We start from the raw sequence: 12,943 nt of genomic DNA on the forward strand, positions 1-12,943 counted from the left end.
GTGGCTGTAGCTCAGCTGGATAGAGTACTTGGCTACGAACCAAGGGGTCGTGGGTTCGATTCCTGCCAGCCGCACCAGTTTTACCGTAGTACAGATGTGAGAAGCATAGCAATACCAAGCGGCTGTAGCTCAGCTGGATAGAGTACTTGGCTACGAACCAAGGGGTCGTGGGTTCGATTCCTGCCAGCCGCACCAGTTTTACCGTAGTACAGATGTGAGAAGCATAGCAATACCAAGCGGCTGTAGCTCAGCTGGATAGAGTACTTGGCTACGAACCAAGGGGTCGTGGGTTCGATTCCTGCCAGCCGCACCAGAATACGAGGGCCAGATCGGAAGATCTGGCCCTTTTCGTTTTGGGCTCCTGTTATGATTTGCTGGAATAGCAATCCCGGGAGCCTGCATGACCATCATCACCTGCATCGAAGACCTGCGCGTGCTGGCGCAAAAGCGCGTGCCGCGCATGTTTTACGACTACGCCGACGCCGGTTCGTGGACCGAGTCCACCTACCGCGCCAATTCGAGCGACTTCGCCGCCATCAAATTCCGGCAGCGCGTGGCTGTCAATCTTGAAAACCGCACCCTGGCCAGCAGCATGGCGGGGCAGGCCGTGTCCATGCCGGTGGCGCTGGCGCCGACCGGGCTGACCGGCATGCAGCACGCCGACGGCGAAATCCTGGCCGCGCGCGCGGCCGAAGCGTTCGGCGTACCGTTCACCTTGTCCACCATGAGCATCTGTTCCATCGAGGACGTGGCGGCGCACACCACCAAGCCGTTCTGGTTCCAGCTCTACGTGATGAAGGACCGCGAGTTCATCAACCGCCTGATCGACCGAGCCAAGGCGGCGCGCTGCTCGGCGCTGGTGCTGACGCTGGACTTGCAGGTGCTGGGACAGCGCCACAAGGACATCCGCAACGGCCTGTCCGCGCCGCCCAAACCCACCCTGGCCAATCTCATCAACCTGGCCACCAAGCCGCGCTGGTGCATGGGCATGCTGGGCACGAAGCGGCGCAGCTTCGGCAATATCGTCGGCCACGCCACGTCGGTGTCGGACATGTCCTCGCTGTCGTCGTGGACCAGCCAGCAGTTCGACCTCAGCCTGTCGTGGAAAGACGTGGAGTGGATCAAGCAGCGCTGGGGCGGCAAGCTCATCATCAAGGGAATCATGGACGCGGAGGACGCGCGCCATTGCGTGGAGGCGGGGGCGGATGCGCTCATCGTGTCCAACCACGGCGGCCGCCAGCTGGACGGCGCCGATTCCTCCATCGGCGCGCTGCCTGCGATAGTGGAGGCGGTCGGCAAGGAGATCGAAGTGCATATGGACGGCGGCATCCGCTCCGGGCAGGACGTGATCAAGGCGCTGGCGCTGGGCGCGAAGGGCGTGTATATCGGGCGGCCTTTCCTTTACGGGCTGGGCGCCATGGGCGAGCAGGGCGTGACGCGCTGCCTGGAAATCATCCGCAACGAGCTGGACCTGACGATGGCCTTCTGCGGCTTGCGCGACGTGGCGCAGGTGGGTAAGAACATCCTGCTGCCGGGCAGCTTTCCGGGACGGCCTTAACGATGCCTGCCGAACGACGGCGTCTAGCGCCGCACGTTGCGCGCGCCTTTGCACGCCAGCCCGTACTGGGTGGCGGTGCAGTCGAGCTGGACGCACTTGGCCGCGTGATAGCCGGCGGCGCGACATAGCCTGAGCGTTTCCGCCAGCGGGGCGGTGCGGCCGGGTTTGCCGCTGCCGGACCTGGCTTTGGCCTGCGTCGGCGCTGCCGCTGCAGCCCTGGGTGGTGGCGCCGATGTGCGCTTGCGTATCGTCTCGGGCGCCGCTGCGATGGCTGGCGCCGCTTCCTGGTTGTCGGCCTGCGGCGGCGGGAGGTCCGCAACGCGCGGCGGGAGGTCCGCTTCCGGCGGCGGCTGTGTTGCGTGCGCGGCGGGGGCGGGAAGGGGGCGGCGCGCAGGAATGGGCGCCTTGGCCAGCACGGACAGCGACTGGTCCACTTTGCTCTCCTTGTACAGCCAGAGTCCGGCGCCGCTCACGGCGAGCGTGGCCAGCAAAATAGCCGTGCCTGCCGCAGCGCGGCGTCCCCAGCGGCCGAACCAGGCGGGCGCATCCTCCGGCGGCGCATAAGCAGGCGCGGCCGCTGCGCTCCAGCTGGGGGCGGCGTCGCTTGGCCACGGATCGGATAGTGGCGGGGCCGTCGTCCATACCTCGGTGTCCGGCGGAGTGGTCGCCTGCGCCGGTCGCGGCGGTGCAGGCGGAAGGCTATCGCCTATGTCTTCCAACAGCTGGGCTTTCATTCCTCAAACCTGCCAATCTGATATCGATCAAAGATACTAGCGGATCTGCGCCGGCGGTGGTGCGCGCTTGCGGCGGTGTGTTAGTGTGCTGAAATATTCTTATAAGAAGGAGCAAAACCATGTGGAAGCAAAGCTTGGCGGTACTGTGCGGATTGCTGGCCTTCTCCTCCTTGCCGGCCGCAGCGCAGAGCGATCCCGAACTGGCCAAATCGCTGGGCGGCAACGAGATGGGGATGAAAAAATATGTGCTGGTCATCCTGAAAACCGGCCCCAATAAAATGCCGGCCGGCGCCGAGCGCGACAATATGTTCAAAGGCCATTTCGCCAATATGCAGCGGCTCGCCGACGAGAAGAAGCTGGCGCTGGCCGGCCCGCTGGATGGCGTCGACGGCTGGCGCGGCGTGTTCGTGATCGCCACCGACAATATCGACGAGGCGAAGAAAATCGTCGCCACCGACCCCGTCATCATCAATGGCGAAATGGTGGGCGAATTCCACGCCTTCTTTGCCTCCGCCGGCCTGATGGCGGTGGGCGACATACACAAGAAGATATCCAAGCAAAAATAAGCGCTTAGGTGCTGGCCGCCGCGCGGAGCTTGCTTGACAAGAAGAAGGGCATGTCGGATGCTGAAATGCCTACGACCGCGCGCGATCTGGAGAAACGCATGTACTCCGCCGAGACCGAACTGGCCCTGATACGCGCCACCATGGCGACGAAGCAGGACATTGCCGAGTTGCGCGGCGAAATGAACGCGCGTTTTGCCAGCATCGAGGCCCAACTGCCGCACTTCGCCACCAAGGCTGAATTGAAAGACGAAATCGACAAGCTGCGGACCTGGATGATAGGCGTCGCGATCGGCCTGTTCTTCTCACAAGCCGGCATGAGCATCACCTTGTTTTTCCTGCTGAAAGAAGCAATTCTCCGCCATTAGCCAAGCTTTGATGCTGCGCAAACAGGTTTGCAGTATTCGGGCGCATAGTAGCTGGAGCTTGCTTGACAAGGAGGAGCCCATGTCCGATGCTGAAATTCCAGATGAACGCGCGCGCGACTTGGAGAAACGCATGTATTCTGCCGAAACAGAGCTGGCCCTGATACGCGCCACCATGGCGACCAAGCAGGATGTGGCCGAGTTGAATGCGCGGCTGACTGCGATCGAGGTGCAGTTGCCTTATCTGGCCACCAAAGCTGACCTCAAATACGAAATCGACAAGCTGCGGACATGGATGATAGGCGTGGCCATCGGCCTGTTTTTCTCGCAGGCCGGCATGAGCATCACGCTGTTCTTCCTGCTGAAGCAAAGCTTGGGCTGAACCCTATCCCACCACGTTGACCGGCTTGCCCGCCGCGTAGGCTTCGATATTGTCGATCAGCTGGTCGGCCAGGATCTGCATGGCTTGCGTGCTGGCCCAGGCGATGTGCGGGGTGAGGATGAAGTTGGGCAGATGCAGATGGAGCAGCACATTGTCTTCCGGCGGCGGCTCCTTCACCAGCACGTCGAAACCGGCGCCGGCGATCACGCCGGTGGTCAGCGCCTCGGCCAGGGCGGCCTCGTCCACCAGCCCGCCGCGCGCGGTGTTGATCAGCAGGGCTGAGCGCTTCATGCGCGCCAGTTCGGCCGCCCCGATGAGGTTGCGGGTCTGGTCGTTCAGCGGCGCGTGCAGGCTGAGCACGTCCGACGTCTCCAGCAGCTCGTCCCACGACACATTCCGCACGCCGTCCTCTTCCACCGGCGTGCGCTTGTGCACGATGATTTCCATGCCGAAGGCCCGCCCCAGCCTGGCCACCGCCTGGCCCAGCGCGCCATAGCCCAGCAGGCCGAGCTTGCTTCCCGCCAGGTCGGCGATGGGGTGGTCGAACAGGCAGAATTTGTCGGACTTTTGCCATTTTCCGGCCAGCACGTCGGCGCGGTAGGCCAGCAGGTTGCGACGCAGCGCCAGAATCATGGCGAAGGTGTGCTCCGGCAGCGTGGCGTAGGCGTAGTTGCGGATGTTGGCGACCACGATGCCGCGCTCCTTGCAGGCGGCCAGGTCGATGATGTCGGTGCCGGTGGCGGCCACGGCGATCATCTTCAGCTCCGGCAGCTGCGCCAGCGTGTCGGCGCGCAGCGGCACCTTGTTGGTGATGGCGATGGTGGCGCCGGCCAGGCGCGCCGCCGCGTCGGCAGCAGCCGTGGCGGCATACTCGGTCCAGCTGTGGCTGAATACCGGCCGGCGCACATTGGCGATCAGGCTTTCACGGTCGAGGAAAACGATATTGTGCGGATTGTTCATCAGGCGGCCTGCTGGCTGGATAAAAGGGTGGGCGTGGTGCGGATGCGCATGCCGGGATGGGCGGCGAAGTGCTCGGCCACCCATTCGACGAACACGCGCACCTTGGCCGACAGGTGGCGGTTCTGCGGATAGACTACATGAATCGGGATCGGGTCGGTAATCCACTCGTCCAGCACCTGGACCAGGGTGCCCTGGCGCAGGTGTTCCTCCAGCGCGAAATCGGTCATCTGCACGATGCCCAGCCCGGCCACGCCGGCCGCCACGTAGGCGTTGCTGTCGTTGAGGGCGATGACGCCCGGCAGCGGCATCTGGATGCGTTCGCCGTTCAGCGTGAAGTCCCAGTCGTAGATCTTGCCGGTCTTGGCGGAAAAATAATTGACGCAGCGGTGGCGCTCCAGCTCGCGCGGGTGGCGCGGCACGCCGTAGCGCGCCAGGTAGGAGGGGGCGGCGCAGGTAACAAAGCTGAGCACGCCGATCCGGCGCGCGATCAGCGCCGAGTCGCCCAGCAGGCCGCCGCGCACGGCGCAGTCCACGCCTTCTTCAATCAGGTCCACCGGGCGGTCGCTGCAGCCCAGTTCCAGCGTGATGTCCGGATAGCGCTCGAAAAAGTCGGGCAGGGCGGGGATCAGGATTTCGCTGGCCAGGCCGGTGGGAGCGTCCACCCGCAGCCGGCCGCTGGGGCTGAGCTTGGTGCGCGACAGCGACTCTTCGGCCTCGCGCACGTCCGACAGGATGCGCAGGCAGCGCTCATAATAAGCGGCCCCGTCGGCGGTGACGCTGATCTGGCGCGTGGTGCGGTGCAGCAGCTTGACCGCCAGCGCCGTTTCCAGGCCTTGCACCAGCGTGGACACGCTGGCCTTGGGCAATTGCATGTTCTCGGCTGCGCGCGTAAAGCCGCCGGCGTCCACCACCTGCACGAACACTTCCATTGCTAGCAGTTTGTTCATCTATTTCCTTATTGTTCGGGATTCTGAACAATCAATTCGACTTCATCGTATTTATCGGATTGTAGATCAAGTTTATAGTTCATGCATGCGGAAATGTTACGCACAGCTACCAGGAGTTTTACCATGAAACATCGGGATGGAATCTTTGCAACGATCGCTTTGACGCTGAGTTCGTTCGCCTTGGCCGGAATGATGTACACCGACGCCTACTCGGCAGCGACCGGTACGGAAGTCCGTGGCGTCAACGCCTTGACCCACGAGGTCATCGGCGGTGGCATGGTAGCCTCCGCAGACAGCGTGGACGGCACTGCTTCTGCGGCGGTGCAGCAATGATGGAGCAGGGCCCAGTGGCGTTGAAGACGCGCGATATCCAAGTGACCGGCGCGCACGGCCCGCTGGCGGCGCGCTTGTATAGCGGCGCCTGGTCGGGCGCCGGCAAGCGCGATACGCTGATCGTCTTCTTCCCCGGCGGCGGTTTCGTCAGCGGCGACCTGGAAGAGGCCGACGAGTTCCTGCGCGGCTTGGTGAGCTGCGACACCGGCTACCTCGTGCTGGCCAGTAATTACACCCTCGCCACCACCAGCCCTTTCCCGGCTGCGGTGGAGGACGCCCACGCGGTATTGCTGTGGGCAAAAAAGAATAAAACCAAGCTGGGCTGGAATGGCAAGCGCCTGGTGGTGGCCGGCATCGAAGCCGGCGCCAACCTGGCCGCCGTCAGCACGCTGATGTCGCGCGACCGCGGCGGCCCTGCGCTGTCCGGCCAGATCCTCATTATGCCCATGCTGGACCCGGGCCTGTCGAGCAGCTCCATGCGGGAGCTGCCGACATGCACCGACAAGGCCAAGGCGGCCGACGTGTGCGCCGCCGGCTACCGCGGCTACCTGCCCAACGCGGCGGACCGCACCCATCCCTATGCCTCGCCGCTGCAGTCGAGCCGGCTGAAGAATCTGCCGCCCGCGCTGATCCTGTCGGGCGAAGACGACCCATTACGCGATGAAGCTGAACAATACGGCAGCAAACTGATCTCCTGCGGGATCAAGACCACGGTGCGGCGCCTGCCTGCCGCCCCCGTTTCCGACGTCGAAGCGCGCAATGAATGCGCGTGCAAGGTGTTTGCGCTGAGCGAGATTGCCGGCTTTATCGCCGGACTGGACGGTGCGGAGTCCTGATCATGAATAACTAAACAAATAAGTTTACATATTAGCTGCCTGCCAGTATATTTGTAAACCAGAGACATTCCATGCAGTAACAATTTTTCCGTGCCTCGTGCGCGGTAGGGTCGTCTTGTCCCTACGTTTTTGCAGTGGCGAGCGGTATCGCCGCATCTATTAAAATTTTTCATACAAAAAGGGGTAAATATGAAAACCGAGAAAAACATCACTGCCATGCTGCGTCCGCTGGCCGCCGCACTGGTCGTAGCCGGGCTGGCAGCGGTCAGCCTTGCTGGATGCGATACCGCCAATGGCAAGACCGCCGAAGCCCCAGCGGCCGGCGGCCCGCCGATCTCCGCCGCCGCCGTGGTGGAAAAAAGCGTGACCGAAACCCAGGAATTCTCCGGCCGCCTGGAAGCCATCGAGCGCGTGGAGATCCGTTCGCGCGTCAGCGGCTTCATCACCGCCGTCAACTTCAAGCCGGGCAGCCTGGTGAAAAAGGGCGACGTGCTGTTCCAGATCGACGCCCGTCCATACCAGGCTGAACTGAGCCGCGCCGAAGCCGCCGCCAACTCGGCTCGCGCCAAGGCCGACCTGGCCAAGCTGGAACTGGCCCGCGCCGAGAAGCTGCTGGCCGACAAAGCCATCGCGCAGCGCGAATACGACGAGAAATCCTCCAGCCTGAAAGAGCTGGACGCCAACGCCCGCGCGGCCTCCGCGCAAGCCGAAGCGGCCCGCCTGAACGTGGCTTACACCCAGGTGGTGTCGCCGATTAACGGCCGCGCCTCGAAAGCGGAAATCACGCTGGGCAACCTGGTGGACGCGTCCGCCGTGCTGACCTCCGTGGTGTCGCTCGACAAGATCTACGCCAGCTTCGACGGCGACGAGGACACCTATCTGCGCGTGGGCTCGTCCGCCGCCAAGGGCCAGCCTGTGACCGTGAAAGTGGGCCTGGCCAACGAGACCGGCTTCCCGCACGAAGGCAAGCTGGAATTCGTGGACAACCAGCTCGACCCGCGCAGCGGCTCGGTGCGCATGCGCGCCACCTTCGCCAACGCCGACAACGTGCTGGTGCCCGGCCTGTTCGCCCGCGTGCAGCTGGAAGGCGCCGGCAGCGGCAAGCCTGCGCTGCTGATCAACGACCGCGCCGTGGGCACGGACCAGAACCGCAAGTTCGTGTTCGTGGTCGGCGCCGACAGCAAGGCCGAATACCGTCCCGTCACGCTGGGTCCGCAAATCGACGGCCTGCGCGTGGTGCGCGACGGCCTGAAGCCGGGCGAGAAGATCGTGGTCAACGGCCTGCAGCGCGTGCGCCCGGGCTCCCCGGTGACGGCGGAAATCGTGAAGATGGACTTCGATCCGCTCGCGCCGGCGCCCGCCAAGCCAGAAGCTAAAAAAGACGAAAAAGTCGCTGCCGCCAGCACCAAGGCCGGCACTGCTCAGAAGTAATAAGAAGGAATAATCCATGAACTTTTCACGCTTCTTTGTCGATAAACCGATCTTCGCGGCGGTTCTATCGATCATCATTTTTGTCGGTGGACTGATCTCCATCTTCAAGCTGCCCATCTCCGAGTATCCGGACGTGGTGCCGCCGTCCGTGGTGGTGCGCGCGCAGTACCCCGGCGCCAACCCCAAGATCATTGCCGAAACCGTGGCCGCGCCGCTGGAAGAGCAGATCAACGGCGTTGAGAACATGCTCTACATGACGTCGCAGAACACCTCGGACGGCGCGCTGGCGCTGACCGTGACGTTCAAGATCGGCACCAATGTCGAGCAGGCCGAAACCCAGGTGCAGAACCGCGTGCAGCGCGCGCTGCCGCGCCTGCCGGAAGAGGTGCGCCAGATCGGTGTGACCACCGTGAAGTCCTCGCCCAACCTGACCATGGTGGTGCACTTGCAGTCGCCGGACGGCCGTTACGACGACCTGTACCTGCGCAACTACGCCGTGCTGAACGTGAAGGACCAGCTGGCCCGCATCCAGGGCATGGGCGAAGTCCAGCTGTTCGGCTCGGGCGACTACGCCATGCGCGTCTGGCTCGATCCGCAGAAAGTGGCGGCGCGCAACCTGACCGCCGGCGACGTGGTTGCCTCCATCCGCGAGCAGAACGTGCAGGTGGCGGCCGGCGTGATCGGCCAGGGCCCGTCGAAAGACGCGGACTTCCAGCTGACCGTCAACACCCAGGGCCGCCTGCAGACCGTTGAGGAATTCGGCAACATCATCGTCAAGACCAACGCCGACGGCGCCGTGACCTTGCTGAAGGATGTGGCGCGCCTGGAAATGGGCTCGAACTCCTACGCGCTGCGCTCCCTGCTGAACAACAAGTCGGCGGTGGCCATCCCCATTTTCGAAGCCCCGAACGCCAACGCGCTGCAGCTGTCATCGGACGTGCGCGCCAAGATGGCCGAGCTGAAGAAAGATTTCCCGGAAGGCGTCGAATACAGCATTGTGTACGACCCGACCCAATTCGTGCGCGAGTCCATCGACTCCGTAATCCACACGCTGATTGAAGCGATTGTGCTGGTGGCGCTGGTCGTCATCATCTTCCTGCAAACCTGGCGCGCCTCCGTCATTCCGCTGCTGGCGGTGCCGGTGTCGGTGGTCGGTACCTTCGCGGTGATGATAGGCTTCGGCTTCTCCATCAACACGCTGTCGCTGTTCGGCCTCGTGCTGGCCATCGGTATCGTGGTCGATGACGCCATCGTGGTGGTGGAAAACGTGGAGCGCAACATCGCCAACGGCCTGACCCCGCGCGACGCCACCATCCAGGCCATGAAAGAGGTGAGCGGGCCGATTATCGCCATCGCCCTGGTGCTGTGCGCCGTGTTCGTGCCGATCGCCTTCGTGGCGGGCCTGACCGGCCAGTTCTACCGCCAGTTCGCGCTGACCATCGCCATCTCGACCGTGATCTCGGCATTCAGCTCGCTGACCCTGGCCCCGGCCCTGTCGGCAGCCCTGCTGAAACCGCACGACGCGCCGAAAGACGCGCTGACCCGCGGCATGGACAAGATCTTCGGCCGCTTCTTCGCCTGGTTCAACCGCTTCTTCGGCCGCAAGTCGGACCAGTACGAAGTGGGCGTGAAGGGCGTGCTGCGCCGCAAATCGGCCGCCGTGGGCGTGTACGTGCTGCTGGCCATCGCCGCCGTGTTCATGTTCAAGGCCGTGCCGTCGGGCTTCGTGCCGGCGCAGGACAAGCAGTACCTGGTGGGCTTCGCCCAGCTGCCGGACGCCGCTTCGCTGGACCGTACCGACGCCGTCATCAAGAAGATGTCCGCCATCGCCCAGGAAATCCCCGGCGTGGAAGCCAGCGTGGCTTTCCCCGGCCTGTCGATCAACGGCTTCACCAATGCGCCTAACTCGGGCATCGTGTTCACCACGCTCAAGCCTTTCCATGAGCGCAAGGACAAGAGCCAGTCGGCCGAAGCCATCGCCGCTGAAATCAACAAGCGCATGGGCGCCGTGAAGGACGCCTTCGTGATGGTGTTCCCGCCGCCGCCGGTCAACGGCCTGGGCACCATCGGCGGTTTCAAGATGATGCTGGAAGACCGCGGCAACGTGGGCTACGACGAGCTGTATAAAGCCAGCCAGGCGATGCAGATGAAAGCATGGGGCAATCCGCAGCTGCAAGGCGTGTTCTCCAGCTTCCAGATCAACGTGCCGCAGCTGTTCGCGGACGTGGACCGCACCAAGGCCAAGCAGCTGGGCGTGCCGCTGGCGACCATCTACCAGACCTTGCAGATCAACCTGGGTTCGCTGTACGTGAACGACTTCAACCAGTTCGGCCGCACCTACCAGGTGCGCGTGCAGGCTGACGCCCCGTTCCGTTCGCAGGCCGAGCAGATCGCCCAGCTGAAAGTGCGCAACGACAAAGGCGAAATGATACCGCTGTCGTCGCTGATGCGCGTGAAGGACAGCTATGGCCCGGACCGCGTGCAGCGCTACAACGCCTACGTGTCGGCCGACATGAACGGCGGCCCTGCGCCTGGCGTTTCGTCCGGCACCGCGCAAGCCATCTTCGAGCAGATCGCCAAAGAGACTCTGCCAAAAGGGATAGCCTACGAGTGGACCGATTTGACTTACCAGGAGATCCTGTCCGGTAATACCATGATCTTCGTGTTCCCGCTGTGCGTGCTGCTGGTGTTCCTGGTGCTCGCTGCCCAGTACGAAAGCTGGACCCTGCCGCTGGCGGTGATCCTGATCGTGCCGATGTCCATCCTGTGCGCCCTGATCGGCGTGAAGGTGACCGGCGGCGACAACAACATCTTTACCCAGATCGCCCTGTTCGTGCTGGTGGGCCTGGCCTCGAAGAATGCTATTCTGATTGTGGAATTCGCCCGCGAACTGGAAGACCATGGCCGCACCGTGCTGCAAGCCGCCCTGGAAGCCTGCCGCCTGCGTCTGCGTCCGATCCTGATGACGTCCATCGCCTTCATCATGGGTGTCGTGCCCCTGGTGTTCTCGAGCGGCGCAGGTTCGGAAATGCGCCACGCCATGGGTGTGGCGGTGTTTGCCGGCATGCTGGGCGTGACCTTCTTCGGCCTGTTCCTCACGCCTGTGTTCTACGTCCTGCTGCGCACCCTGGCCCAGCGCCTTGAGAAGAAATCCCCGGCCGACGCCATCGCGCCTGCCAAACTGGAAGGGACTCACTAATGAATATGATCGCTAAAGGCGTCGCCCCCCTGGTCGCGGCATTGCTGCTGACCGCGTGCGCCGCGCCCACTTTCAAACAGCCGGAGATCGCCGTGCCGGCCGCCTTCAAGGAAGGCCAGGCCCCGGTGCAAACCGCCGCCGACGGCACCCGCTGGAAGCAGGCGCAGCCCGCCGAGCAGCAGCCGCGCGGCGAATGGTGGCTGGCCTTCAACGATCCGGCCCTGAACCAGCTGATCGCCGAAGCCACCAAGGCCAACGCCAACCTGGCCGTGGCGGCCGCCCGCGTGAAGCAGGCGCGCGCCATCGCCGGCATCGCCGAAGCGGACCGCATTCCGCAAATCGGCGTGGGTGTGGGCGCCCAGCGCGCCCGCGCTTCGGCGCAGTCGCTGGGCCTGCCGCAAGGCAGCCCGGTGGCGCCGCAGACCAGCTACACCGCCAGCCTGACGGCCAGCTATGAAGTGGACCTGTTCGGCCGCGTTTCCTCCGGCGTGGACGCCGCCCGCAGCGACGCCGCCTCGGTGGAAGCGACCTACCGCTCGGTGCTGCTGTCCGTGCAGGCCGACGTGGCGCAGACCTATTTCCGTCTGCGCGCCACCGACGCCGAACTGGCCACGCTGGAGCAGACCGTGCGCCTGCGCCAGGAAAACGTGAAGGTCAACCAGCGCCGCTTCGACCTGGGCGACATCGGCGAATTCGACCTGTCGCGCGCCAAGACCGAACTGGCCACCTCGCGCGCCGAAGCCATCGGCCTGCAGCGCACCCGGGTGACCACCGAGCACGCGCTGGCTGTATTGCTGGGCAAGCCGGCGGCCGACTTCACCGCCGGCGTGAGCCCGCTGCTGGATTCGTCGCTGCTGCCGGCCATTCCTGGCGGCCTGCCGTCCACGCTGCTGGAGCGCCGTCCGGACATCGCCTCCGCGCAGCGCGCCATGGAAGCGTCCAACGCCCGCATCGGCGTGGCCCGCGCGGCCATGTTCCCGGCGCTGAATATCAGCGCCAGCGGCGGCGGCGCGGCGGGCACGTTCTCGGACGTGTTCAAGTGGAGCAGCCGTTCGTGGGTGCTGGGCGCGCTGATGTCCATGCCGCTGATCGACGGCGGCCGCAACAAGAACAACGTGGTGCGCAGCGAAGCGGCGCTGGAAGAATCCGTCGCCAGCTACCGCCAGAGCGTGCTGACCGCGTTCGCCGAGGTGGAAGACAACCTGGCCGGCCTGCGCATCCTGTCCGGCCAGACCCAGGAAATCGACGACGCGGTGGTATCGGCGCGCCGCTCGGCGGACCTGGCGCAGAAGCTGTACGACGCCGGCCGCTCCAGCTATCTGGACCTGCTGGACGCGCAGCGCAACCTGGCCAGCGTGGAACGCAGCGCGGTCCAGCTGCGCGGCAGCCGCGCCGTCACCACCGTGGCGCTGATACGCGCGCTCGGCGGCGGCTGGGATGCGGCGCCGTTGACTGTTGCCTCTAAGTAAGACGATTAAATACCTTTACCGGTAGTATTGCCCTTTGACGGCGCCAGAGATGGCGCCGTTTTTTTTGTGCCCCGTCATTACCATCTTTTAACATTGATTTACTCGCCTCCGGCCGGCAAGCCCGTTAAACTCGTCGCAGGATACCCGTACCCTGCGAAGGAAAGCC

12 protein-coding genes and 3 tRNA genes are annotated in these 12,943 nt (G+C 64.2%); 12 read left to right on the forward strand and 3 right to left on the reverse strand.

Going from position 1 to position 12,943, the window contains the following annotated elements; translation table 11 throughout:
• The 4 genes from AC07S4_RS27130 (at position 1) to AC07S4_RS27145 (ending at position 1,558) form a co-directional block, all read left to right on the forward strand.
• Positions 1–77: transfer RNA gene (locus AC07S4_RS27130), tRNA-Arg, on the forward strand.
• A 41-nt stretch (positions 78–118) separates the two neighbouring features.
• A tRNA-Arg gene (locus AC07S4_RS27135) sits at positions 119–195 on the forward strand.
• Between the two features lie 41 nt (positions 196–236).
• Positions 237–313: transfer RNA gene (locus AC07S4_RS27140), tRNA-Arg, on the forward strand.
• An 87-nt stretch (positions 314–400) separates the two neighbouring features.
• A complete protein-coding gene (locus AC07S4_RS27145) occupies positions 401–1,558 on the forward strand; it encodes an alpha-hydroxy acid oxidase (protein ID WP_494989566.1) in 1,158 nt (385 codons plus the stop codon).
• A 23-nt stretch (positions 1,559–1,581) separates the two neighbouring features.
• Here AC07S4_RS27145 and AC07S4_RS27150 read toward each other — a convergent pair whose 3' ends face one another.
• Positions 1,582–2,049 (reverse strand): hypothetical protein, encoded by a 468-nt coding sequence (locus AC07S4_RS27150; protein ID WP_494989567.1) that lies wholly within the window; start codon positions 2,047–2,049, stop codon positions 1,582–1,584.
• Positions 2,050–2,411: 362 nt separating this feature from the next.
• Between AC07S4_RS27150 and AC07S4_RS27155 the strand changes: the two genes are divergently transcribed.
• The 3 genes from AC07S4_RS27155 (at position 2,412) to AC07S4_RS27165 (ending at position 3,602) form a co-directional block, all read left to right on the forward strand.
• Complete coding sequence (locus AC07S4_RS27155; RefSeq protein WP_494989568.1) at positions 2,412–2,858, forward strand: YciI family protein; 447 nt, start codon at positions 2,412–2,414, stop codon at positions 2,856–2,858.
• Between the two features lie 8 nt (positions 2,859–2,866).
• Positions 2,867–3,223 (forward strand): hypothetical protein, encoded by a 357-nt coding sequence (locus AC07S4_RS27160; protein ID WP_494989569.1) that lies wholly within the window; start codon positions 2,867–2,869, stop codon positions 3,221–3,223.
• Positions 3,224–3,302: 79 nt separating this feature from the next.
• The gene (locus AC07S4_RS27165; RefSeq protein ID WP_494989570.1) at positions 3,303–3,602 is read left to right on the forward strand and encodes a hypothetical protein; all 300 of its coding nucleotides are present in this window, start codon (positions 3,303–3,305) and stop codon (positions 3,600–3,602) included.
• Positions 3,603–3,605: 3 nt separating this feature from the next.
• Here AC07S4_RS27165 and AC07S4_RS27170 read toward each other — a convergent pair whose 3' ends face one another.
• The gene (locus tag AC07S4_RS27170; RefSeq protein WP_494989571.1) at positions 3,606–4,562 is read right to left on the reverse strand and encodes a D-2-hydroxyacid dehydrogenase; all 957 of its coding nucleotides are present in this window, start codon (positions 4,560–4,562) and stop codon (positions 3,606–3,608) included.
• The gene (locus tag AC07S4_RS27175) at positions 4,562–5,509 is read right to left on the reverse strand and encodes a LysR family transcriptional regulator (protein ID WP_494989572.1); all 948 of its coding nucleotides are present in this window, start codon (positions 5,507–5,509) and stop codon (positions 4,562–4,564) included. The genes AC07S4_RS27170 and AC07S4_RS27175 overlap by 1 nt, the downstream gene beginning before the upstream one ends.
• A 123-nt stretch (positions 5,510–5,632) precedes the next feature.
• Here AC07S4_RS27175 and AC07S4_RS27180 point away from each other — a divergent pair, with 123 nt between their 5' ends.
• The 5 genes from AC07S4_RS27180 to AC07S4_RS27200 all read left to right on the forward strand — a co-directional run bounded on the left by AC07S4_RS27180 (position 5,633) and on the right by AC07S4_RS27200 (position 12,777).
• The gene (locus tag AC07S4_RS27180; protein WP_494989573.1) at positions 5,633–5,842 is read left to right on the forward strand and encodes a hypothetical protein; all 210 of its coding nucleotides are present in this window, start codon (positions 5,633–5,635) and stop codon (positions 5,840–5,842) included.
• Complete coding sequence (locus AC07S4_RS27185) at positions 5,839–6,678, forward strand: alpha/beta hydrolase (RefSeq protein ID WP_494989574.1); 840 nt, start codon at positions 5,839–5,841, stop codon at positions 6,676–6,678. The genes AC07S4_RS27180 and AC07S4_RS27185 overlap by 4 nt, the downstream gene beginning before the upstream one ends.
• A 189-nt stretch (positions 6,679–6,867) precedes the next feature.
• Positions 6,868–8,109 (forward strand): efflux RND transporter periplasmic adaptor subunit, encoded by a 1,242-nt coding sequence (locus AC07S4_RS27190; protein WP_494989575.1) that lies wholly within the window; start codon positions 6,868–6,870, stop codon positions 8,107–8,109.
• 16 nt (positions 8,110–8,125) lie between these two features.
• Positions 8,126–11,308 carry an efflux RND transporter permease subunit gene (locus AC07S4_RS27195; protein ID WP_494989576.1) on the forward strand — a complete coding sequence of 1,061 codons (3,183 nt, stop codon included), beginning with the start codon at positions 8,126–8,128 and terminating at the stop codon, positions 11,306–11,308.
• Positions 11,308–12,777, forward strand: a complete 1,470-nt coding sequence (locus tag AC07S4_RS27200) for an efflux transporter outer membrane subunit (RefSeq protein WP_494989577.1) — start codon at positions 11,308–11,310, stop codon at positions 12,775–12,777. Before AC07S4_RS27195 ends, AC07S4_RS27200 begins: the two co-directional genes overlap by 1 nt.
• The last annotated feature ends 166 nt before the right edge of the window (positions 12,778–12,943 follow it).

This window comes from Pseudoduganella sp. GW821-FHT05F09, from assembly GCF_059419605.1.

What these genes read in the sequence shown, in the direction of transcription:
- AC07S4_RS27145 (WP_494989566.1), top strand. Translation starts at nt 401, where the DNA reads ATGACCATCATCACCTGCATCGAAGACCTGCGCGTGCTGGCGCAAAAG.
- AC07S4_RS27155 (WP_494989568.1), top strand. Translation starts at nt 2,412, where the DNA reads ATGTGGAAGCAAAGCTTGGCGGTACTGTGCGGATTGCTGGCCTTCTCC.
- AC07S4_RS27165 (WP_494989570.1), top strand. Translation starts at nt 3,303, where the DNA reads ATGTCCGATGCTGAAATTCCAGATGAACGCGCGCGCGACTTGGAGAAA.
- AC07S4_RS27170 (WP_494989571.1), bottom strand. Translation starts at nt 4,562, where the DNA reads ATGAACAATCCGCACAATATCGTTTTCCTCGACCGTGAAAGCCTGATC.
- AC07S4_RS27175 (WP_494989572.1), bottom strand. Translation starts at nt 5,509, where the DNA reads ATGAACAAACTGCTAGCAATGGAAGTGTTCGTGCAGGTGGTGGACGCC.
- AC07S4_RS27180 (WP_494989573.1), top strand. Translation starts at nt 5,633, where the DNA reads ATGAAACATCGGGATGGAATCTTTGCAACGATCGCTTTGACGCTGAGT.
- AC07S4_RS27185 (WP_494989574.1), top strand. Translation starts at nt 5,839, where the DNA reads ATGATGGAGCAGGGCCCAGTGGCGTTGAAGACGCGCGATATCCAAGTG.
- AC07S4_RS27190 (WP_494989575.1), top strand. Translation starts at nt 6,868, where the DNA reads ATGAAAACCGAGAAAAACATCACTGCCATGCTGCGTCCGCTGGCCGCC.
- AC07S4_RS27195 (WP_494989576.1), top strand. Translation starts at nt 8,126, where the DNA reads ATGAACTTTTCACGCTTCTTTGTCGATAAACCGATCTTCGCGGCGGTT.
- AC07S4_RS27200 (WP_494989577.1), top strand. Translation starts at nt 11,308, where the DNA reads ATGAATATGATCGCTAAAGGCGTCGCCCCCCTGGTCGCGGCATTGCTG.